The organism is Paraburkholderia sp. GAS42, from assembly GCF_050436565.1.
Taxonomy (GTDB): domain Bacteria; phylum Pseudomonadota; class Gammaproteobacteria; order Burkholderiales; family Burkholderiaceae; genus Paraburkholderia.
In genome coordinates, this window is the sequence record NZ_JBNDML010000017.1 from 158173 (window position 1) to 178003 (window position 19831).

17 protein-coding genes and 1 pseudogene are annotated in these 19831 nt (G+C 57.3%); 14 read left to right on the plus strand and 4 right to left on the minus strand.

The window, feature by feature from the left end:
* The first annotated feature begins 98 nt into the window (after positions 1-98).
* The 13 genes from P3T16_RS24080 to P3T16_RS24140 all read left to right on the plus strand — a co-directional run bounded on the left by P3T16_RS24080 (position 99) and on the right by P3T16_RS24140 (position 13406).
* Complete coding sequence (locus P3T16_RS24080; protein WP_429344178.1) at positions 99-743, plus strand: hypothetical protein; 645 nt, start codon at positions 99-101, stop codon at positions 741-743.
* Position 744: 1 nt separating this feature from the next.
* Positions 745-1281 carry a hypothetical protein gene (locus P3T16_RS24085; RefSeq protein ID WP_429344179.1) on the plus strand — a complete coding sequence of 179 codons (537 nt, stop codon included), beginning with the start codon at positions 745-747 and terminating at the stop codon, positions 1279-1281.
* A 95-nt stretch (positions 1282-1376) separates the two neighbouring features.
* On the plus strand, positions 1377-2141 hold the full coding sequence (locus P3T16_RS24090; RefSeq protein WP_429344180.1) for a sigma-70 family RNA polymerase sigma factor: 765 nt from the start codon (positions 1377-1379) through the stop codon (positions 2139-2141).
* Positions 2138-2776: a hypothetical protein gene (locus tag P3T16_RS24095; protein ID WP_429344181.1), complete on the plus strand. Its 639-nt coding sequence runs from the start codon at positions 2138-2140 to the stop codon at positions 2774-2776. The genes P3T16_RS24090 and P3T16_RS24095 overlap by 4 nt, the downstream gene beginning before the upstream one ends.
* Before the next feature lie 8 nt (positions 2777-2784).
* Positions 2785-6213, plus strand: a complete 3429-nt coding sequence (locus tag P3T16_RS24100; protein WP_429344182.1) for a UvrD-helicase domain-containing protein — start codon at positions 2785-2787, stop codon at positions 6211-6213.
* 106 nt (positions 6214-6319) lie between these two features.
* Positions 6320-6799 carry a hypothetical protein gene (locus P3T16_RS24105; RefSeq protein ID WP_429344183.1) on the plus strand — a complete coding sequence of 160 codons (480 nt, stop codon included), beginning with the start codon at positions 6320-6322 and terminating at the stop codon, positions 6797-6799.
* A 15-nt stretch (positions 6800-6814) separates the two neighbouring features.
* Positions 6815-7288 carry a DUF7665 family protein gene (locus tag P3T16_RS24110; protein ID WP_429344184.1) on the plus strand — a complete coding sequence of 158 codons (474 nt, stop codon included), beginning with the start codon at positions 6815-6817 and terminating at the stop codon, positions 7286-7288.
* Positions 7266-7757, plus strand: a complete 492-nt coding sequence (locus P3T16_RS24115; RefSeq protein WP_429344185.1) for a hypothetical protein — start codon at positions 7266-7268, stop codon at positions 7755-7757. Before P3T16_RS24110 ends, P3T16_RS24115 begins: the two co-directional genes overlap by 23 nt.
* A 5-nt stretch (positions 7758-7762) precedes the next feature.
* Positions 7763-9142, plus strand: a complete 1380-nt coding sequence (locus P3T16_RS24120) for a hypothetical protein (RefSeq protein ID WP_429344186.1) — start codon at positions 7763-7765, stop codon at positions 9140-9142.
* Positions 9143-9810: 668 nt separating this feature from the next.
* Complete coding sequence (locus P3T16_RS24125; RefSeq protein WP_429344214.1) at positions 9811-10680, plus strand: ankyrin repeat domain-containing protein; 870 nt, start codon at positions 9811-9813, stop codon at positions 10678-10680.
* Positions 10681-10682: 2 nt separating this feature from the next.
* Entirely contained in the window at positions 10683-12347 is a 1665-nt protein-coding gene (locus P3T16_RS24130) for a hypothetical protein (RefSeq protein ID WP_429344187.1), read from the plus strand.
* A complete protein-coding gene (locus tag P3T16_RS24135) occupies positions 12334-12807 on the plus strand; it encodes a hypothetical protein (protein ID WP_429344188.1) in 474 nt (157 codons plus the stop codon). Before P3T16_RS24130 ends, P3T16_RS24135 begins: the two co-directional genes overlap by 14 nt.
* An 8-nt stretch (positions 12808-12815) precedes the next feature.
* Entirely contained in the window at positions 12816-13406 is a 591-nt protein-coding gene (locus P3T16_RS24140) for a hypothetical protein (protein WP_429344189.1), read from the plus strand.
* Between the two features lie 199 nt (positions 13407-13605).
* Here the strand turns inward: P3T16_RS24140 and P3T16_RS24145 are convergent, their stop codons facing one another.
* From P3T16_RS24145 to P3T16_RS24155, 3 genes and pseudogenes are all read right to left on the minus strand, one after another.
* Entirely contained in the window at positions 13606-14640 is a 1035-nt protein-coding gene (locus tag P3T16_RS24145; RefSeq protein ID WP_429344190.1) for a carbon-nitrogen hydrolase family protein, read from the minus strand.
* A gap of 35 nt (positions 14641-14675) precedes the next feature.
* Positions 14676-16508 (minus strand): annotated as a pseudogene (locus P3T16_RS24150) (solute symporter family protein).
* A 13-nt stretch (positions 16509-16521) separates the two neighbouring features.
* Positions 16522-16863, minus strand: a complete 342-nt coding sequence (locus P3T16_RS24155; protein ID WP_429344191.1) for a DUF485 domain-containing protein — start codon at positions 16861-16863, stop codon at positions 16522-16524.
* A 153-nt stretch (positions 16864-17016) separates the two neighbouring features.
* On the opposite strand from P3T16_RS24155, the gene P3T16_RS24160 reads away from it, so the two are divergent.
* Positions 17017-17910, plus strand: coding sequence for a LysR family transcriptional regulator (locus P3T16_RS24160; RefSeq protein WP_429344192.1), 894 nt, complete (start codon positions 17017-17019; stop codon positions 17908-17910).
* 117 nt (positions 17911-18027) lie between these two features.
* Here the strand turns inward: P3T16_RS24160 and P3T16_RS24165 are convergent, their stop codons facing one another.
* Positions 18028-19653, minus strand: coding sequence for a methyl-accepting chemotaxis protein (locus tag P3T16_RS24165; protein ID WP_429344193.1), 1626 nt, complete (start codon positions 19651-19653; stop codon positions 18028-18030).
* Positions 19654-19831: the final 178 nt, after the last annotated feature.

A 19831-nucleotide genomic window follows, 5' to 3' on the forward strand; every position in this document is an offset into this window, starting at 1 on the left:
AGATCAAATCGGACAAAACACCTCTTTTTGCCACATCAAAAAAAATTTCCGCAATTTTGTCGAAAACCGCTCCGAACGGAGCATTACTAGGTGAGGCAATGATGTTTTTGGGAAATATGGCAGCCGTTTCACGACCATCGGCCAGTAGTGGCACGGTTGCAACGCCCAGTCAGGTTCAAGCGGCGATTACGGGACTGACGGAGCGCGACTTCGCAGTCTTGCAATACGAGGCCGGACGGATATGTCGGAAATATCGCGAACTGTCGCCGGATGACGCAGGGGACCTGCTCCAGGATGCTTTTCAGGCAGTAATCGAAGAGCGACGTTACTGGCAACCGACCAATGTGGCGTTCGTGCCGTTTCTGATAGGGGTGATGCAGAGTCTGGCGCACAACTACCACAAGCATATGGAGGGATCGCATTCGGTGAGCATTACCTACGAGCATCAGTTGCCCCCGACTGAAGATGGCAGTTCCGCGATCGACACGATCGCAGCGGCCGGCCACGCATCGCCAGAGGAGACGGTCAGCGACCTGCAGGATCTTTCGCTTATCGAGGCTGGAGTCTCGATACTGCGAGCGCAACTGACGCCGCATCCGGTGTCGCTCGCCATATTCGACGGGTTACTGGAGGGCAAGGAGAAAAAGGATATCAGGGTGGAACTGAACGTTGGATGGACCATCTTTTGGTCGGCCGACCGCCGCCTTACCCGCGCAATCGAAGCTTACAAACGGACTATTTAACATGAACGCCAGCAAGAAAACACAGTTCGACCAGGCGCTTGAGCACAGCGTTGTCGACTTCCTGACGAACGCCCCCGACGAAGAGGTCGCGGCGTTCTTTCAGGAAGAAGGGCTCGATGTCCACGCTCTCGCCCAACAAGGTCGGGAAGCGCTCGCGCGCGCTCGAATGGCTGCTGCCAGCAGCGAGGCGAAGGAGACATCAGCCGACAGCGTGAATCCGTTCTCGGGCGTCGGGCGGCCCGAGTACCGGAATCTGGCCGATAAGCTGGGCATCAATACCATGTTCCTCAATCGCATCAGAGACCGCGAAGTGTTGCTTGTCGACTTCCCGACCGTCTTCCTCGACCGGCTCGCTGTAGGGTTACGCGTCACGATTGAGACGCTTCGACAGTATCTGTCACTGCCGCCGGCGCCTCCGGTCGGTGGCATGTTTCAGTCGGACTCGAAACCGGTTAGTCCCGATGAAGCCGCACCTTTTTCGACGGTCGCACGAGAATCAGGCCTGTCTGAGGAGGAAATCAAACGATTGTTTGAATGACGCGCGTGGGCGCGGCGTTGCTGATTGAAAATACTTTGCCGGTTTGATGGCGCCGGACCGGTTTACCGGGATGGCGCCCGTCAGTGGAGGACATCTTGCCCAAGGCCTTAACTCGAAAAAATGCGGAAGGTGAAGTTTACGAACGCCTTCCAGATGTCGACGATAGTATCGTTCAGTGGGAAACGGTCGACGCGAGGCTGGTCGCAAGCGCGGCCGGAAACCTTGATTATCGTGCTGGCGGCTACATCAAGCACGAAGTGCTGCTCCACTTGCTGCGCAGAGCTGGCAAAGAGCAACGGTCCGACGATTTCTATGCACTGTTCCAGACTTTTATGGCGCGGGTCCGACGCCTGATACGCCCCTGGTTCGCGCGCCGCCCCGGTAACCCCGACGACCTCGCCAGTGAAACCTGTTCCGCGATCGCAAAACTGCTGGCTGAAGATGCCGCCGACCCGGCCAATGACGAGATGGATTACTTCGAGGTTCGCTTCGCGAACGCGTTGTCCTTCTTCGTGCGTGACCGGCTCGAGGAAAACCGTCGCTGGTACGCGATGCACCCGTCACGTGAGGATCTGGCAGACGATGGCGAAGTCATTGACGTCGCGTCCGTCGACGACAGCAGGGAACTGACGGACCCCGAGAGAGCCGCCCTCGGCGCGCAGATCAACCGTGCTTTTCACGCCTTGTCGGAGGAGGAGCGCTCGATTCTTGAACTACGCTATCTCAAAGGGATGAAGACGAGCTCAAAGGATGCGGACGAGGAAACCATCTCCAAAAAACTCAACCTCAGCGAGCGCACTATCCGCAACCGCCTCACGAGTGCTACCAAGAAGCTGTCGAAATTCAAGGAGCGTCAATGACTTCCATCAAGAAATCGTCTCCTGTGCTGCGAGAAGTATTAATACAATTTTCCGTTGAACAGGACACCCCGGACCCGCAACTTCTCGACACGTATATCGAGAAGTATCCCCAATTTGAGTCCCAGTTGCGTAGTCTTGCGTCCCAGCTCATGGACGCAAGCGGGGAGGCGCGCGAATGGGGAGGTGAAACTGGGAGCCTCGACCCTCACGATATTGAGGAAGCGGCAATATCGGTGAGCGTGTTCCAGAGCCGATACTTCGAAGAGACTGGGTGCGTATTTGGAGAGTCTCGGGAAGATGCCAAAACCATTGAAAACAGACTGAGCTCACTTGACAGGCCAGCCTACCGGGGCCTCGCGTCCCGACTTGGAATAAACACACTGGTTTTAAATCAGCTACGCGATAGGGAGATTGATTCCACAACAATCTCCCGACGCTTCACGGAGCGTCTCGCGCATGAGCTTAATGCAAGCGTCGGAGTGATTCGGCAATTTCTCTGTTTGCCACCTGCGGTATCTGCTATGGCAAGTTTCAAGGCTGAAGACAAGCCACAAAGCAACTCCAAGGAAAGCTTCGAAGAAGCTCTGATGCACTCTGGACTGGATGAAGAACAAATCAAGTCCCTTCTCGACTGAGGACAACCATGAGTTCATTTCGTGGGGCACGACAACGAGCTGTAGAGTTGCATGCGAAGCTGGTAGCCGCAGGAGTGAATCCCCTTGACATCACGGCACTGATTGATGCTGCAGCGAAAAATCTTGAACTTGAGATTATCCCTCTCCCCTCTGGTCACAAACAACTCAAGGGAGCAAAGGGAGTACTCGATCCACAAAGCGGAGACATCTACCTTGAAAAGGTACCGTCCTTCATCGAGATGGCAGTAGTGGCAGCCCATGAGATTGGCCACGCCTGTCTTCACGTGGAGCACCTGTTTTGCAATGAGGATGACATAGCTGGCGCAACCGCGCAGCCGAGCCACGCGCCGTCAAGCAAGGTAGGAGACTATGGTCCACATGAGCGGCGTGAACTGGAAGCCAATGTATTTGCCCGGGAGCTCCTGCTACCTCGCGAGCTTTGCAGACGGCTGTATCTTGACGAGGGAATGAGCGTAACGGACATCTGTTCTGTGACGAACCTCCCCAGTCGACTGGTCAAACAGCAATTGCTCGATGCCCTTCTGCTCCCACCACAGCCTGAATCCCCTTCAGAAACTCCTTCGACGGGCGCTGTGGGGCTTGACCACACACAAAAGAAGGCCGTCGACCATCGTTCTACTCCTTTCCAACTGATTGCAGGACCAGGAACTGGCAAGACCCGCACGCTCATTGCGAGAATCGTCGACCTTGTTGAAAAAGGAGAGTCGCCTGAATCCATTCTCGTCCTCACTTTCTCGAACAAAGCCGCCACCGAAATAACGGACAGGCTGAAAACGGCGCTTGGGGAGAAGGCACGACGAGTGTGGGTTGGAACGTTTCACTCGTTTGGACTTGATCTGGTGCGCCGGTATTACGATCAGCTCGACCTGCCTTCCGATCCGCCCATTTACGATCGCAGCGACTCCATTGACGCCCTTGAGGAGCTTCTACCGGTACTCCCGCTGCAGCACTACTACAGTCTCTCAGACCCCGCGAGAATCCTGAAGGATGTTCTTGTCGCCATATCGCGCGCCAAGGACGAACTCATCGATCCGAAAGCCTATCGCAACCTCGGTGAGCAGATGCAAATAGCCGCGTCTGGGGCTGCCGATCCCGTGGCACTAGAAGCAGCAGCCAGGAGCCTTGAGGTGGCGGTCATCTATGACGAGTATCAGAAGATGCTGCAGAGTCACGGCGCGGTCGACTTCGGTGATCTGGTCATGCGCCCTGCGCTGCTGCTAGCCAGCAATGAAACGATCCGGCAACAGGTCCAGGAACGCCACAGACATGTGCTTGTGGACGAGTACCAGGATGTCAACTTCGCCAGTGTACAGATGCTCAAGGGCATTGTCGGACATGGAAACCGCCTCTGGGTCGTCGGAGATCCACGGCAATCGATTTATCGGTTTCGTGGCGCTGCCCCGGCCAACATGTCAAACTTCGGCGCCGACTTTGTCGGAGCGGATCAGTCGCGGCTCGAAATTAACTACCGCTCATCGACCGAGATTGTCGGCGCTTTTGTCGATTTTGCCAGTCCCATGGGGGCATCGCGGGGCATATTGCCGCTTTCGCTCGAAGCTAACGCTGGTCCGACCGGAATTCCTCTTTGCTTCACTGCTTCGCCGACGCTCGAAGCAGAGGTTGACGCCATCACCTCGAGCATTCTTGCCTACCACGGACAGGGCTTTGGATATTCCCAGCAAGCCGTACTCTGCAGAACCAACGCACGGTTGGCTTCAATCGCAAATGGGCTGGAAGCTCGAGGCGTTCCGGTTCTTTATCTTGGGAGTCTCTTCGAGCGCAGTGAAATCCGCGACCTGCTCTCCCTGCTCAGCATCATCGTCGAAAAATTCGCTGGTGGACTGGTGCGCGTTGCCACCATGCCGAGGTATCGGATGTCACTCGAGGATGCGACCGCCGTTATCAGACACACCCTCGGCAATGATTCTGCTCCGCTGGCGTGGCTGGATCCGGAAGCTCCAATCGAATCCCTGTCGCCCGCCGGAAAAGCCGCGCTCACAACGTTGCGACAAGACCTGGACGGTCTTGCCCTTGACTCGCCCTGGGAGTTCCTGAGCAGCTATCTGCTGGAACGGTCAACAACCGCCCGTGACCTGGCGGCGTCAACCTCGATTCCAGACCGTATGCGTGCTGTCGCTATCTGGCAGTTTCTCGACTTCCTCAGCCAGCCGGCGCGGAAGAAATCCGGGCATCCTGTTCAGCAACTGCTCGATCGGATCAGGCAGTTGGTGCTGATGACGGAAGAGCGAGATCTTCGCATTGTGCCGGATGAGGCTGCCCATCTCGACGCGGTTCGGCTTCTCACTGTGCATGGAAGTAAAGGCCTCGAGTTTGATGTGGTTCACCTTCCCGGCCTGTCGAAATCCAGTGTCCCCGCCAACAGACAGCCAGACAAATGTCCACCGCCGGACGGCATGATCTCTGGCTATGCGGGTCTGTCGGCCAACGATGCCCGGGACGCGGCGTATCATGACGAGGAGGAGTGTCTTTTCTTTGTAGCGCTGTCCCGTGCGCGGCAGCGGCTCCATCTGTACCGGTCCGAAACACAGAAGACGCAAAACCGGGCAGCCTCGCCGTATCTGCAGCATCTCGGAACCCGCCTCAAGGCGACAGCTGCCGAGCCGTTCACCGCTGACGCTTCGACCGTTCAGGTTGACCAGCCACGAGTCCGCTGGCCGGCGCAGCTGACCGTGAGTCAGACGTGGTTGCGCGCCTACGATCAATGCCCTCGACGGTTCTTTTACACCTACGTTATCGGGATTCTAACCGCGCAAAGAAATAGCGCTTTTGCGCGTACGCACGACTGCGTTCATCGACTCATCAAATGGGTGAGCGAGCGACCTGAGCTCGGCCCAGCGGATGAGGCAGTCGTTGCAGCAGAATTTGATCGTCTTTGGAGTGAGCGCGGCCCCACTGGGCACGCCTACGCTGCCCGTTACAACGCGCTTGCACATCGAATGGCGAAGCAGCTGCTCGCATTCAAGTCTGGCGGTGCAGTTTCGACTGCACAGGATGTCGACGTGCCGTTTCCAGGTTCGTCGGCCAGTATCCGCGTCAAGGGGCATGACGTAACTCGGACCGCTAGCGGAACCAACGTAATCCGATACGTCCTGACGAAGCGAATCCCCAAAAAAGAAGACGACGCGCTCGATGCGACCATGCATCATCTGGCAGGACGCCACGTGTACGGGAAGAGCTACGCTATCGAAGTTGTGTCGCTGACCACAGCCGAACGAAGGATTCTTGAAATAGCGGACAAGAAGCTGATGTCCCAGTCTGAGAAGTGTGAGCAGATGCTTGCTGGCATGCGTCGTTGCGAATTCCCGGCCGATCGCGATGACATGCGTTGTCCTCGCTGCCCGCACTTCTTTATTTGCGACGCTTCTCCCGACGGAGAGATTGACCCAAAGAATTAGTGAAACCAGCTTGCCGGTTTCGCAGTCGCCAGGCGGTTTACATAGTGAAGGAGCGCAGTAGCGTACATCGCGCTAGACGGCTCCCACTCAATGGGAAACCACCGCTATGTCCATCTTTTTTCAGCGCGCAGGCAAGCGCGAATACCAGGTTCTCGACGAAATGGTCGAGCGCAAACTTGACGCACTCAAAGCCGCGATGGGCGGCGATGTCATTGCCGTCGAAGAAGTGCTGATTTTTGTCGAAGACGGTGATGAACCGTTGACAGCCGAGTTGCTGGAAGTCGTGCTCGTCGAAGGTCAGCATCACAAGCTGCACGCTCACCACTGCCACTACATCGAAGTCACCGTGCATTACGACGTGCACACGGCGCATCACAAGTTTTCGCCTTCGACTACGGTCGGAAAGGTGCTGCGCTGGGCGGAAGACAAGTTCCACATCGCAGAGACCGAAAAAGGTCACCTGCAACCGCAACTCGCTGGCACCAACGACCGCCCGCTCGCGACGACGCACCTGGGCGCGCTCACGAGTGGTCGCGAATGTTCTGTCGCGTTCGATCTGCTGCCTAGCCATCGCATCCAGGGCTAGCCCACGGAGGTCCATGTGAGTACGCCCGATGAAAAGGCGTTTCGCAGTGACCTGCTTAGGGCGCCCTTCATGCTCGGAGAGCTTGAGGGGCGCTGGAAGCTCGTGTCGCTCGAATGGCCGATCGCCCTGATTGACGTGACCGCGCTTGACGGCCTGCAGTACCGTCTGCGATTTGATGTCAGTAACTATCCATCCTCTGCGCCAACGTCCGGCCTATGGAGCAGGGACAAAAACGCCGCGCTTGCCTCCAACCTTTTTCCGAGAAGTCGCAACGGAACCGGGCGTGTGAAAGATGTTTTCCGCACGGACTGGATGGGTGGTCAGGCACTGTACCTCCCATGCGATCGGGTGGCGCTCAACGGACACGACGTCTGGCTACAGCAGATGCCATCAAAGGCATGGCAACCGTCCGTCGGCATCACGCACTATCTGGAACTCGTACATGAACTTCTCAATTGCACGGACTATGCGCCGCCTGCTGGCGCCTGATCACCGCTTGTCGTGCCCGCCACGCGTCTGGAGCCAGCTTCTTCGCGACCTGCGCGTGCGCGGGCGTGGCAGTCGCGAAAGCGGTGCTTTCCTGCTTGGCACGAAGGTTGACGACCGCAGGCACATTACGCACTACGTGCTCTATGACGACCTCGATCCCCGCTGCCTCGACACTGGCATCGTCACTTTCGACGGGCAGCACTACGGGAAACTCTGGGCGATCTGCCGCGAGCGCCAGCAAAGCGTTGTGGCCGATGTACACGTGCACCCTGGCTCGTCGCATCAGAGCCAGTCCGACCGCGATCATCCGATGCTCTCTGTCGCAGGTCACTTGTCGTTGATCATCCCGGATTTTGCCCGCACGCCGGTAAGACGCGATGACATCGGAATTTACGAATACCGGCACGACGGGGGCTGGGACGCAGTTCACCGTCGCGACCGGAAACGATTCTTCTACATCGGATGGTGAGTTTAATGATCAATATCGGACCGGAAACTCTAGATCGCACCATCAAGCAGCTGGTCGACAGCGGCGAAGCCTCGATCGAAGAAGCGTATGCCATCTTCGCCGGATATAGGCTTGTCATCGAAATCGATGCAGAGCATCTCGAACGCGAAGATGGGCAGATTGCTCTCGTCACGCTCGTCAGTCTCGCGTCACGCGTTTTCCACGGCGGCGTGTACGTTGAAGGGTGCGAAGCGAAGCCGCTGCTTCTCCCGCTACCCTTGGGCGCAACGATCGGGGACGCCATCGCCGCGTGCGGTGGCAGAACTGACGAAGCCCCCACGGACGCCCCGCGCATCCGTATTGGAAGCGCATGCGCGCGACGTGTGCCCTTTCACATTCGTGTCGTTTTTGACGGCTGGCGCGGCGGTATCGTGCCGGCGGACTTCGCGGACACACTTTCAGATGCCGCGCGACCGCCGGCTATGCCTCTCGCGCCCGTTCTTGCTGCGTCCTTCGCTGTTGCCGAAGCGTTCGAACACGTCAGGGCAAAAAACCCTACCGTCGGGCATTTCCCAGCCGGAATGTCGCTGTGGACGCCGCACGAACGCAACTGGCTCACCGCGACAGATGGCAGCCCCGTCCTTTCAATATTGCCAGAGAAGCTATGGCTGATCGGGCTCGGGCATGTCGGTCAGGCCTATCTGTGGTGCCTTGGCCTCCTCCCTTACGAGCCGTCCGCACCCCTGCAACTTGTACTGCAGGACACGGACGCGATTGGACCATCAACGCCGAGCACGTCAATCCTGTCAAGCCCGTCGATGGTCGGCCACCGAAAGACGCGCGAAATGGCCACCTGGGCCGAACGACGAGGATTCCGTACAGCGATCATCGAGCGACTTTTCGACGCTGGCTTTCGCGTCGCGAGCACCGATCCGTCGGTCGCACTCTGCGGCCTCGATAATATTCCCGGTCGGCGCGCGCTCGACAAGGTCGGATTTGGCCTCGTCATCGAGGCAGGACTGGGAAGCAGGCATGACGATTTCCGCTCCTTGCGCGTGCACACATTGCCAGGCCGACGTACGGCGGACGAAATCTGGAAGGATGCGCCTGCGACGGACGAAGAACACGTTCCCGACGAATACAAACGGCTCAAGGCGGCCGGCGTGCTGGATCAATGCGGAATGACGACACTGGCGGGCAAAGCAGTGGGCGCCGCGTTTGTTGGATGCGGCGCCGCAGCCATCGCCATTTCTGAGCTGCTGCGTTTTCTGCACGGCGGAGGGTTGAGCGAATCCATTGATCTTGACCTGCGCGCTGTCGATCACCTTTCCGCGCCGCCCAGCACGGCCGACATGGCTGCGTTCAATCCTGGATTCGTTTTCGCACGATCGTCCGGTCTGCCGTAAGCGTTCGAACGGGGCGCTCTGCTCGCGCAGCTTACAGTTGCGCGGGCCTTTCATGACCAACAAGAAAGGCGACGGGACATCAACCACGTTGCACCCGATAGGTTGTACGGGATCGGTGCGTGCCGCTCGAAGCTTTTTTCAAAGACAGATTTCCGGTTGATGCAAAACCGCAACCGAGTCGAGCAAACATGTGCGCATGTGGCTTGTGTGCGCTCTCGCGCATTCGATTCAAATTTTCGTCGGCACAACGTCTAACTTTCAGGACTTGCTGGCATCCGTATACCTAGAATATGCGTCATAACCTGCCGGGATGTCCTGTGCGGCAGCGGAGTGTCAGGGCGTCCAGGAACAATGGCAAGATAACTTACAAAACGTAATTAAAGACTCGTTTAGGTGCTCAACAACATCATGCGAGTCAAGCGAGCGCGCGTCGGCTCAAGCGCTCTCCGTGCTTCGCCTTCGGAGATGAGATAGGCCCCGTCTGCAGGTCATCGCGCTCACGGCCAGGAGACAAACCGTTGATTCCAGCGCCCGTCAGATTCCTTGGAGTTGTCCTGCTGCTAGTCCTAAGTGGACCATGTAGCGCTCAGACCGCGTCACGCCCTCAGTCATGTGATGCGTTGATTACTGCTTTGTCAATTGACGATGTGGCGGGCGCGAAAAGGGCGATGGATAACGGATGCCCATCGAACGCGAGGCTGGACGGCGGGGGCGCTACGCCGCTGATGTGGGCGAAGAGCGCCACTATGACCCGAGCCTTGCTGGCCGCCGGCGCCGAAGCAGATCAAAGGGACGATAGTGGCAGTAACGCACTTTCGAATGCAGCTTCGAGAAGAGACGTTGAATCGTTACAGGTTCTTCTCTCGGCAGGTGCACAAGCCAACACACAAGGCAGCCGTGTATGTGGACCGCTTTGCGAAGCGGTTGCCGGCGCGACACCGAATGTACTGGTAGTCAAGACACTACTCGACGCGGGCGCGCCAGTGAATGTCTCGGACTGCTGGAATCGGACCGCGCTTTTCACGGCGGCAATCGCGGGCGAAACGGATATCACGGAACTTCTGCTCAGCCGGGGCGCGCAACCTAACCTATACGAAACCTATCAAGGCGACACACTGCTGATCGCGGCCGCGCAATCGAACAGACCTGACGAGCTCACGATGCTGGTGCGCGCAGGCGGAAAACTAGGCTGGGCGAATGCCAGGTCGTGCGCGACTCCTCTTCATGCTGCTGCGCGACGCGGGATGCTTGATGCTGTCAAGCGCCTCGTCGCTCTCGGAGCCGATCTATCGCGCACAGATAACAATGGTCTGACCGCGAGAGGTGTTGCAGAGAAAGGAGGCCAGCTCGCTATCGCCCAGTTCCTCGCTGACGCCGGTGCGCCCTCCTCTGGGCCAATCAGAACAGAATGCGTAAGCGTCGCGGACATGCCGGATGCAGCAAAGGCATGGGCGGCGGCTCGAACGCGGACCAGATCAGAGATCTGCCGTGGAGTAGCGGGCGGCGCCATTGGCGGGCCGGTCCAATCGGGACGATGAAAATGATGACTCGTTCACTTACCGGTCGATACAAGGTAGGGTTGGTGCTTGCGGTGCTCGGCTTCGTCCTCGTCGTACTGCCTTGTCACGCTGAGCCGTCCTTGGAGACGGAGTTGCCGTATACACAAACCGTTATTTCAAAATGGTCGCGAGAGCAACGAGTCTATGTGAGTCCTGTTGTTGCGACCGAGGTCGCAGCGCAACTCCTTCAGGCATCCGTTCATCTATGTCCCTATAGCGAATCTGGTTGTGCCTTGTATCGCGACCCGGTGGTGCGCGAAGAGGTCATTCGCGCATATCTAGCCGACTTGATGCAAAGCCGCACCAGGATCCTTGGTGTCATGGAAAGGTTGTTCGCCCGCGCCGGTCTCTCATTTGCGCAGATTGGATGGCCAGAGGGTCCAGGCTTTAACCAGTTCGTTGCAGTGACGATTCCGCAGACGCAACATCAGCCGAGCGCACTTAGCTACGTGCAATGGGACGGCTTCGACGCCCTCCCCCCGAACGCGCTACGTGCAATACTACCTGTTGGGGTCCATACATTTGTCGAACGCACATCGGACGGAAACCTGAACGAACTACAGCTTCGAGTCACTCGCAATTCCTCCGGCGGCGCCGCGACCATAGTGAACTCCAGATCGCTCGGAAGTAAAAACCCATTCGAGGCGTTTCCGTCCCGCATCGAACCGCAAGTTGATCGATTTTGCCTGGCAAAACCGGTTGACCCGTCGGAGCCAAAGTACCGCGCGGTCGTTGGCCGGGGCATGCCGCCAATCGTCAAACCGACCGATTTCCAGGGTGCAGAGACTGTACGCATACATTTAAACGGAAACCCCGCAGGCTGCGACTCATCTTGCAAAAAGTGGATTGGAATTTCGGTGGTTCAAGCGTTGGTTGACTGGAGGGCTGGTTGCTCCCGATGCTCAAGCTCAACGTTGTCGCTTGTGGAAATAGAGAATGATAAGTACGTCTCGGTCCGCTTTGTCGATTGGATGCAATATCTCTCGGATTCGGATCCGCCCGGACGTCCGTCGGATCTCACCGCTTCAGCCTACATCAAAACAAGATTGTCCTCTGTGTACCAACTAAACCCATATATGGGCTTTCAACGCATTGACAATGCGAATGAATTGCCTGGGCTATGCACACGTGAGGATGTGACAGAGGCGACGAAGCCTTTCCAGTTGTCTGAGCGTGCGAAGCGACGGCTTTGTACGGCGTCAGCAATGGCTTGCGAGGTGGCGAACGGTTGCAAGGAAATCACGATAGACGTCGGCGGCGCTGACGATTGTAACGGTCCGCTAGCATGCGGATTCCCGGATCAGAGAGTCGTACTGAATTCGCGCGAGTTTCAATTTACGATTTCGAGGTCGTCGCCAGATGCTGCCAAAAGCACTCTCGTTCTTGGAATTCCCTCTCCGAAGCAAGCAGGCCACTCCATTCCGCTGTTTCCCATCGTTCTGCATGAAGTCGGACACTGGTTCGGCCTGCCTCACGTTGAGTCCGACCCCGGCACCGATGGGCGGGACGAGGTCATGATCGACACCGGAGGAACGGACGATGTCTGTATTTCGCAGGGAGCCTTGAACATGGTTAACGCCGCCGTAGACGAAAGCTGGCCGTTTCGCCTGACCGGGAAGGGAGCGCTTCGCTATGCGCCACATTGATTGCGTCGCGACAGGCATCCTCGTCATTTGCGCAGGACTTGGGATTTATGGAATCTTCTACGCGTGGCCCGGCGAATTTCCGCCTTGTGCGGTTGGGCACCTCGATGACCCTCAAAAGCTTGCGGTTGCAGAACTCACTGACATTGCAAAGTGGGGGCTTGGACTGTCAGTGGGCCTTGTCGGGCTTTTCGGCTCGATTCTGATGGGGATTAAAGAGGGTCTTAAATTTACCCATGGCGGACGCCTCCTTCTGTTATCGGCTATTCTCTGCTTCAGCTTTTCAGCCTACTTTGCGTTGGTCTGGCGGAAGTTGCTGGTGCAGGCGTTCTACGCAAATTGCATCACCTTGATCACGACTCCGTGGATGAGCAGGGCCTTCGACGTCTACACTTACTTTTTCGTTGGCGGCCTGGCGATTGTTGCGTCGATGCTCGCTCTTCTTGTCTTCAGTCAGAAATGAGGTGAACAATGGCGACTTTTCATCGCAATAGCGTCATCCTGCTTGGGGTACTCCTTCAGGTCTGCTTGCTCCCCCCCTCTTATGCACAATCTGGCAAAGATTCCCGTCAACAGGCGATCCTGACGGGCATTCAGAACTGGAGCGATACCACAGGAGTCGTCGTCACCAAGTCAGCGCAAAACCGCCTTCTCGGTGACGTCGAGATTGCGCGCAAGGATGTCCAGCACGCCAATCCGGAGATCAGTTCTGAGCAACTGGATGCGGTAGCGCCTCAGGTTGTCGTGGCATTTCTTGACCGGTCACAGCAAAACCGGGCAACAGCATCACTGCCGTCCTTGTTCGAACAGTTCGCAACAGGATCCGGACTGGTGCTGCCCTCGGTCACCGACTACCCTACTTTGGTGATCAACATAAAACCCCCGACGCCTGCCGACTTCGTGGTCACAATTGACGGCACCTCGTTCCCGGCCGGAAACGCAACATTCCGGGTCACCGAAGGCACAAAGAGCATCCAGGTCGTTCGAGGTGACAAAGCTCCTTGTCGCGCCACAGTTAAAGTGACGAAGAACGGCCCTAATTCCCTCAACTGCTCGCTATGAAGTGCCGTTGCCCGTGAAACCACGGGCAACGGGCTCGTGTGGGCATAGTACTGGGCGCGCTCGGAAAGTGGCGTGTATCAATTTCGGTACGTCAATGCGATATTGAACATCCTTGAGACCATACATCATCTTCCTGTAGAAGAAGTCCCTGTCCGTTCCGCGCCTGGCTCGTCAGCCGACACCCGAGGACGGGAGAACGTCAAACTCCGACGCTTGCTGATAGTTCTGGGTTGTGACTTGAAATTTCAGGCTTGTTCGGAGCTCGCCATGAAACTGGCTCGAGACGCTCGCGATTCACTGTGAGCGAGAAGACGTCAAAGCGGTTGTAGTAGCCGACGACATCGTGAAACTGCTTCGGTTCAACGCAGCGATTCAGATCGAACTGAGCGTAAGCGATGCCCTCCTCGTCGCTCAGCATATCGCCGATCTGGCTGCCAGTCGGATCTACGAACATGGTAGCGGCTCTCGGTGAGCCATCCAGCACGGCAGCAGCCGCCGAATCTCTTGAAACAAGATAGTCACGCATCTCGGCGTCCATGTAGCCGGCGCAGATGATCCCGAATGCCTTGGCTTCGAACGAGTGCGCACCGGCACGAAGCCTGTTCGCCGCAACGTTGTCAAAGTTGCCGCCAGCGGCCGGACGGCGCGTGGGCCACAACGCAGGCCAACTGGAAATGTGTATCTGCTCACCTTGGGCAATGAGCGAGTAGCGCGCCAATGGGTTCGTGTTTTCGCCGCAGATGAGCCCACCAATTCGGCCGATACGTGTATCTGCCACCTGAAGCCCGGCTCCGTCGCCTGCTGCCCATACGAGCTTTTCGTAGAAGGTAGGCACAAGCTTGCGATGATGGTTGATGACGACACCCTGATCGTTGATCAATACGTTCGAGTTCCAGAGGCAGCCTACGCTAGCGTGCGATCGCTCGCTGAACCCCATCGAGACGAACACGCCACAACGCTGTGCCTCGGCAGCAATCTCTTCGAGTTCGACGCCGTCCATATACAAGCTCTCGCCAGCGAAGCGCTCGAACAGGTCATGGTTGTCGATGGGCGCCCAAAGCGACGCCCACACCGGAAACGCCGGGATGTACGACTCAGGGAATGCGACCAGTTGCGCCCCATTGCGACTCGCCTCACGGATGAAGGAAATCGCTTTGGCGACGGTTGCGGTTTTGTCGAGGAACACAGGTGCGGCATGGACCGCCGCGACTTTGACAATTGGAAGATAGGACATGATTTGTACGCTTTCGCCCGAAGGGTTGACTGAGGTTAGTGATCGATTGCCGTAACGGCGCCAAGTCCTGTTTCGCGCCTGACGACGAGCTCGGCCCATCGCGATCGGGCAGCAGCATCGCGGGTCATCAGCGAGACAAGAATGACAAGCAGGAAGCCGACAGGGATGGAAAGGATGCCAGGGTTGCGCAGTGTGACGAGTGGCTCGCGCAGCCCGATGATGCTGGTGGCATCAGGCGCAATCGACTGCGCCGTTGAAAGTGCGCGACTGCGTTGTTCCAGAAGCGTGACTCGAATGCCAGCATCTTGTGCGGCCTGCAACTGCGTTTCGATACGCTTCGCGGTTGCCAGGGCCTCCTGTCGTACCAATGCCGGGTAGGTCATGTTCGGCGACGCCAGAACCAGTACGATCGCAGCTAGCGTTCCACCGATAATTCCGATTACTACTCCTTGCGTTGTGGTGCGCCGCCAGTAAAGCGTCAGTACGAGAGCCGGAAGGTTCGCGGAAGCCGCCACTGCGTAACCAAGCCCGACAAGCTGGGCGACGTTCTGGCCACGCGCCATGATACTTACAGCGATCGCGATTGCGCCCACGGCCAAAGTCGCAAGCCGCGCGGCTAAAACCTGCTAGCGGTCCGTCGCCTTCCCGTTTTTCACAGCGCCGACATACGCATCGTGCGCAATCGAAGATGCAGCCGCGAGAGTCAAACCAGCTACCACCGCCACAATGGTTGCGAATGCCACGGCAGCGATGAATGCGAGCATGAGGTCGCCGCCCATGCTACCCGGCCCACCAGTGAGCTCCTGCGCAAGCAGCGGAGCTGCCAAGTTTCCGCCCTTGTCCATCGATGAAATCAGCGGCGCTCCGACGAAGTATGCTGCGGCGAAGCCGATCACGATGATGAGCAGATGGCAGCCGCCGATACCAAGCATCGCCCACATGACTGAATGACGCGCCGCCTTCGCATCTTTCACCGTAAAGAAGCGCATCAGGATGTGTGGCATGGCCGCCGTGCCTAGAACGAGAGCAAGTCCGAGCGAGAACAGCTCCAACGGCTTGTTCAGGAACAGCCCAGGTTCGAGAAAGCGCCAACCAAGCTCGTCGCCCGTCAGACCGCGCGCGGCAGCCATCGAACTCACATGCATCTGAACAAACTGGCTGTGAACGACCGCGTCCATGAAACTCGGCACCTGAAAGCCAAAAGGAAGCCACGCGAGCACGACCAGAATGAAGGACGCTCCAATCAACAGCACTGCCTTGATGACCTGAACCCACGTTGTTGCCTTCATTCCACCGCAAGCAACATAGATGAGCATCAGTGCGCCTACACCGACTACCGAAACGTTGTAGTCGATACCCACGAGCGCGCGGACAATGACCGCGCCACCGACGATCTGCGGGATCATGTACGCAAGCGCCACCACAACGCTGGAGACAGCAGATACGGCCTTCGTCGAGCGAAAGCCATTGCGCATCGCCAGCACATCGCCGATTGTGTATCTGCCCAGATTCCGGCACGGCTCAGCGATGAAAAGCAGGACCGGAATGAAGGCGGCGAAGAAGCCGACCAGATAGATCATCCCGTCGAAACCATATAGCGATATCAGACCGGACGCTCCAAGGAACGCCGCAGCGGACAGGTAGTCACCGGCAATGGCCAACCCGTTCTTCGCTGGTCCTATCCCGCCGCCGGCCGTGTAGAAATCGCCTGCCGTGCGGTTGCTCCGCGAGGCGAACCATGTGATCAGCAACGTCGAGGCAATGACGAGGCCAAAGACTGCGAACGTCAAGAAATGATGGCCGATAGTGGTCCGTCCCGGCTCTGCCGCGAAAGCAGGACCCGTTGTCGCCGCGAGCGCCAGCGACATCCCGAGCAAATGCCTAGTACGCATGACTCTGCTCCCCGGTGGCCTGAATCGCAGCCGCATGTTTCTTAATGTCGGACGATGCCTGGTCGATTTGCGCGGTTCGCCGCAAGAATGCGTAGGCGATTGCACCACCAAACGGGTACTGCGAGACCGCGAAGATCGTCCCGAGATTGATGCCAGGCATCAGACGAATCTTGAAGAGTTCCGGCGCCCACGCAATCAGGGCGGGGATCGAAAAATAGTAGATTGCGGCGAGCACTCCCAGACTAACAACGGTGTTTCGCCGTTTTCGGGCGAGGCGCTTGAAGCGCTCGCTCGCAAGGACCGCATTCCAGTCCACGTCGGTCTCAGCCATGAATTTTCTCCAGTCCAGGTCGGAGGCCGGGGGTTCCCGGCGACTGGAACCAAGTCTATGGAAGCCAGATTTTCAGGCGAATCAGAAAAGAATCTCTGGCCTGTGCAATTTTGCACAGCGACAATGGGACGCCCCGCCAGTGGAGCCTATCCCATGAATCTCAACCACCTTGACTGGAATGATCTGCGGGTTTTCCTGACGCTCGCGCGCGCCGGCAATCTCTCCAAGGCCGGCCGTATGCTGGGAATGGACCATGCGACGGTTGGCAGACGGATCTCCGCGCTCGAGTTTGCGCTGGAGACGCCGGTCTTCGAACGGGACCGTCTTGGGTACCGCCTTAACGCTCAAGGTAGGGAGATGCTGGAATATGTGGAAGCGGTTGAGGCGAGCATCATGACTCTCGGCGACACCCTGAACGGTGATCAGCCAGGGCACTCTGGGCATGTACGCATCGCCACAATGGAGGGAATCGCCTCACTCTATCTCAGTGAGCAGTTCGTCGAATTTCGACGTCGTCGACCCGGTATTACCATTGAACTGGTGACTTCAGCAACCGACGTACGTATCTCCCATCGCGAGGCTGACCTGTTTCTTGGGTTCTTCGAGCCGCAGGGAACCAACCTGAAAATCGAGAAGATAGGTCAGTTCCGGTTGCTTCTCTACGCACACGCGGACTACCTTGAGGAGCACGGCGTTCCTATGGCGGTCGCTGACTTGCAGGACCACCACTTTGTCGGCTACATCGACGATCTCATCCAGCTCGATGCCGTGCGCTGGCTGGACGACGCAATCATCGACCCTTCGATCGCTTTTCACTCGACCAGCATGCTTTCGCAAATGTTTTCTGCAGCAGCGGGCGGCGGTATTGTCATGTTGCCCGAGTTCGCTCGAGCAGAGCGCTTCGGTCTCGTCCCGATACTCGCGAACGATATCGAAGTCAAACGCGCCGTATGGATGAGTTCACACCAGTATCTCCAACGCGTTCCGCGAATACGTGCAGTCGCATCTTTCCTGACGGAGATCATGGCCCGGGATTACCACGCGTAATCTCAAGCGCGCAGGATTGACGATCGATGTCGCAGCGCATTGCGATTCAGCCATCGTGGAAGTATTGCATGCCCGACTACTGAAGTCGCTCGGCGCCGTGTAGGTACCGGGTGCCTCCTAGTACAACTTGAAGTCGGCGACTTCATCCGACAGCGATCTCGCGAGAATCTTCAGGTCATCGGCGGCCGAACTTGATTGCTGCACGAGTAGCGCATTCTCCTGCGTCATGCTGTCTATGTGCCCTACTGCCGCGTTCACCTGACTGATGCCGTCTTTCTGTTCAAGCGCAGCACGGTTAATCTCTCGAATAAGCTCCGATACAGCATGGACCTGTTCAACGATCGACTTCATCGCGTCGCCGGCCGACCCGACTAATTCAGCTCCGGATTTCGTAGCTTCAGCCGATGAAGCAACAAGCGCCTTGATCTCTCGTGCTGCCTGAGAGGATCGCTGCGCTAGCGCACGAACTTCTGCGGCGACAACCGCGAAGCCTCGGCCATTCGCCCCGGCTCGCGCGGCCTCGACAGCTGCGTTGAGCGCCAATATGTTTGTCTGTGCCGCAATTCCATCGATTACACCGATGATCGTCGATATTTGTCGGGAGCTTGCGTCGATATCCTGCATCCGCGTGATTACGCTCGTTACGACCTGCGCTCCATGAATTGCGGATTGTTGTGCTGTATTGACAAGCCCTTCGGCAGAACTTGCTGAATCTCCTGTCTGTGCTACTGCACTGGTAATTTCCTCCACTGAAGCCGCCGTTTCCTGCAGGCTCGCCGATGCACGCTCAGTGCGTGCGGACAGGTCGCCGCTGGCCGCTGCGATTTCCGTACTTGCGGATTCAATCGTCGTAATGCTCTCCCGGATGCTGGTAACTGTTGTCCGCAATCCATCCATCATCAAGGAAAGCTCACCAAGGAGGCTGCCCGCCGGCCCTTCCAGTCTGTCTGAAAGATCGCGCTTTGCGATCTTTTGCATCAACATGACGGCGACGCGAGGATCTCCTCCCAATTGGGAAAGCACAGATCGCGATACCAGGCCACCGATCACTATCACGAGAAGGAGCATAACGACGCCAACGGCCGAATTCTCGATGGCTCCGAGCCATACCTGACGGTTGACATCGTCCATGTAAAGGCCTGACCCAATCATCCAGTTCCAGCCCGGATCGACCATCACATACTGTAGCTTCTCGACAGCTTCCGTTTGTCCTGGCCGCGAAAATGCCGAATCTATGTACGCCCGGCCATTGGGAGACCGCGTCACCGCATCAAGAAGTGTTCGGATGACCGGTTGGCCGTTGCCGTCCCGGATCTTGTCCGTTACGTTCTGGCCGACAAATTCGGGATGGAAAGGATGCATGACTCCCACACCATCCATCGTATAGATGTAGAAATATTCCGTCTTTCCGTCCTTCCCCTCAAACCGGGAAGCACGAATCGCGTCTGCTGCGGCACGTTTCGCGTCTTCCTGGCTCATAGCGCCCTTCTCCGCCAGCGCCCTGTAGCTCACCGCAATGTTATAAGCGGTCTCGACAGCAGTTCTGAGTTCGACACGCTGCGCGTTCAGGATGAGACCTCGCGTCTGCACGAAGTTGCCAACACATATAACGGCAATGCCCGATACGGCAACTGTGACGAGAAGGATAATCTTTGACTTAAACGACATTTCTCGAAACATGAGCAGGCCTATTTTTGATAATTCAGTTAAATCGTTGCCGCACCGGTGCGTCGCCTGATTCATTGCAATCTCCGAGCAAGCGGAGCCGTGTTCCCGCAGGGAGGACCGCCGAGGCGTACCAATCTGTATCCAAATCCTTTCCTGTGCTCTCACACAATCAGATACAGCAATGGTCGGCAAAAATCAAGATTTTACATATTATCCAGATGGCGGTAATGAAAGATTTTCAGACAAGTCTGGC

Bases quoted from the DNA above. Each gene is read 5' to 3' on its own strand.
- P3T16_RS24080 (WP_429344178.1), top strand. From the start codon at position 99: ATGATGTTTTTGGGAAATATGGCAGCCGTTTCACGACCATCGGCCAGT.
- P3T16_RS24085 (WP_429344179.1), top strand. From the start codon at position 745: ATGAACGCCAGCAAGAAAACACAGTTCGACCAGGCGCTTGAGCACAGC.
- P3T16_RS24095 (WP_429344181.1), top strand. From the start codon at position 2,138: ATGACTTCCATCAAGAAATCGTCTCCTGTGCTGCGAGAAGTATTAATA.
- P3T16_RS24100 (WP_429344182.1), top strand. From the start codon at position 2,785: ATGAGTTCATTTCGTGGGGCACGACAACGAGCTGTAGAGTTGCATGCG.
- P3T16_RS24105 (WP_429344183.1), top strand. From the start codon at position 6,320: ATGTCCATCTTTTTTCAGCGCGCAGGCAAGCGCGAATACCAGGTTCTC.
- P3T16_RS24115 (WP_429344185.1), top strand. From the start codon at position 7,266: ATGCGCCGCCTGCTGGCGCCTGATCACCGCTTGTCGTGCCCGCCACGC.
- P3T16_RS24120 (WP_429344186.1), top strand. From the start codon at position 7,763: ATGATCAATATCGGACCGGAAACTCTAGATCGCACCATCAAGCAGCTG.
- P3T16_RS24125 (WP_429344214.1), top strand. From the start codon at position 9,811: ATGGATAACGGATGCCCATCGAACGCGAGGCTGGACGGCGGGGGCGCT.
- P3T16_RS24130 (WP_429344187.1), top strand. From the start codon at position 10,683: ATGATGACTCGTTCACTTACCGGTCGATACAAGGTAGGGTTGGTGCTT.
- P3T16_RS24135 (WP_429344188.1), top strand. From the start codon at position 12,334: ATGCGCCACATTGATTGCGTCGCGACAGGCATCCTCGTCATTTGCGCA.
- P3T16_RS24140 (WP_429344189.1), top strand. From the start codon at position 12,816: ATGGCGACTTTTCATCGCAATAGCGTCATCCTGCTTGGGGTACTCCTT.
- P3T16_RS24145 (WP_429344190.1), bottom strand. From the start codon at position 14,640: ATGTCCTATCTTCCAATTGTCAAAGTCGCGGCGGTCCATGCCGCACCT.
- P3T16_RS24155 (WP_429344191.1), bottom strand. From the start codon at position 16,863: ATGGCTGAGACCGACGTGGACTGGAATGCGGTCCTTGCGAGCGAGCGC.
- P3T16_RS24160 (WP_429344192.1), top strand. From the start codon at position 17,017: ATGAATCTCAACCACCTTGACTGGAATGATCTGCGGGTTTTCCTGACG.
- P3T16_RS24165 (WP_429344193.1), bottom strand. From the start codon at position 19,653: ATGAATCAGGCGACGCACCGGTGCGGCAACGATTTAACTGAATTATCA.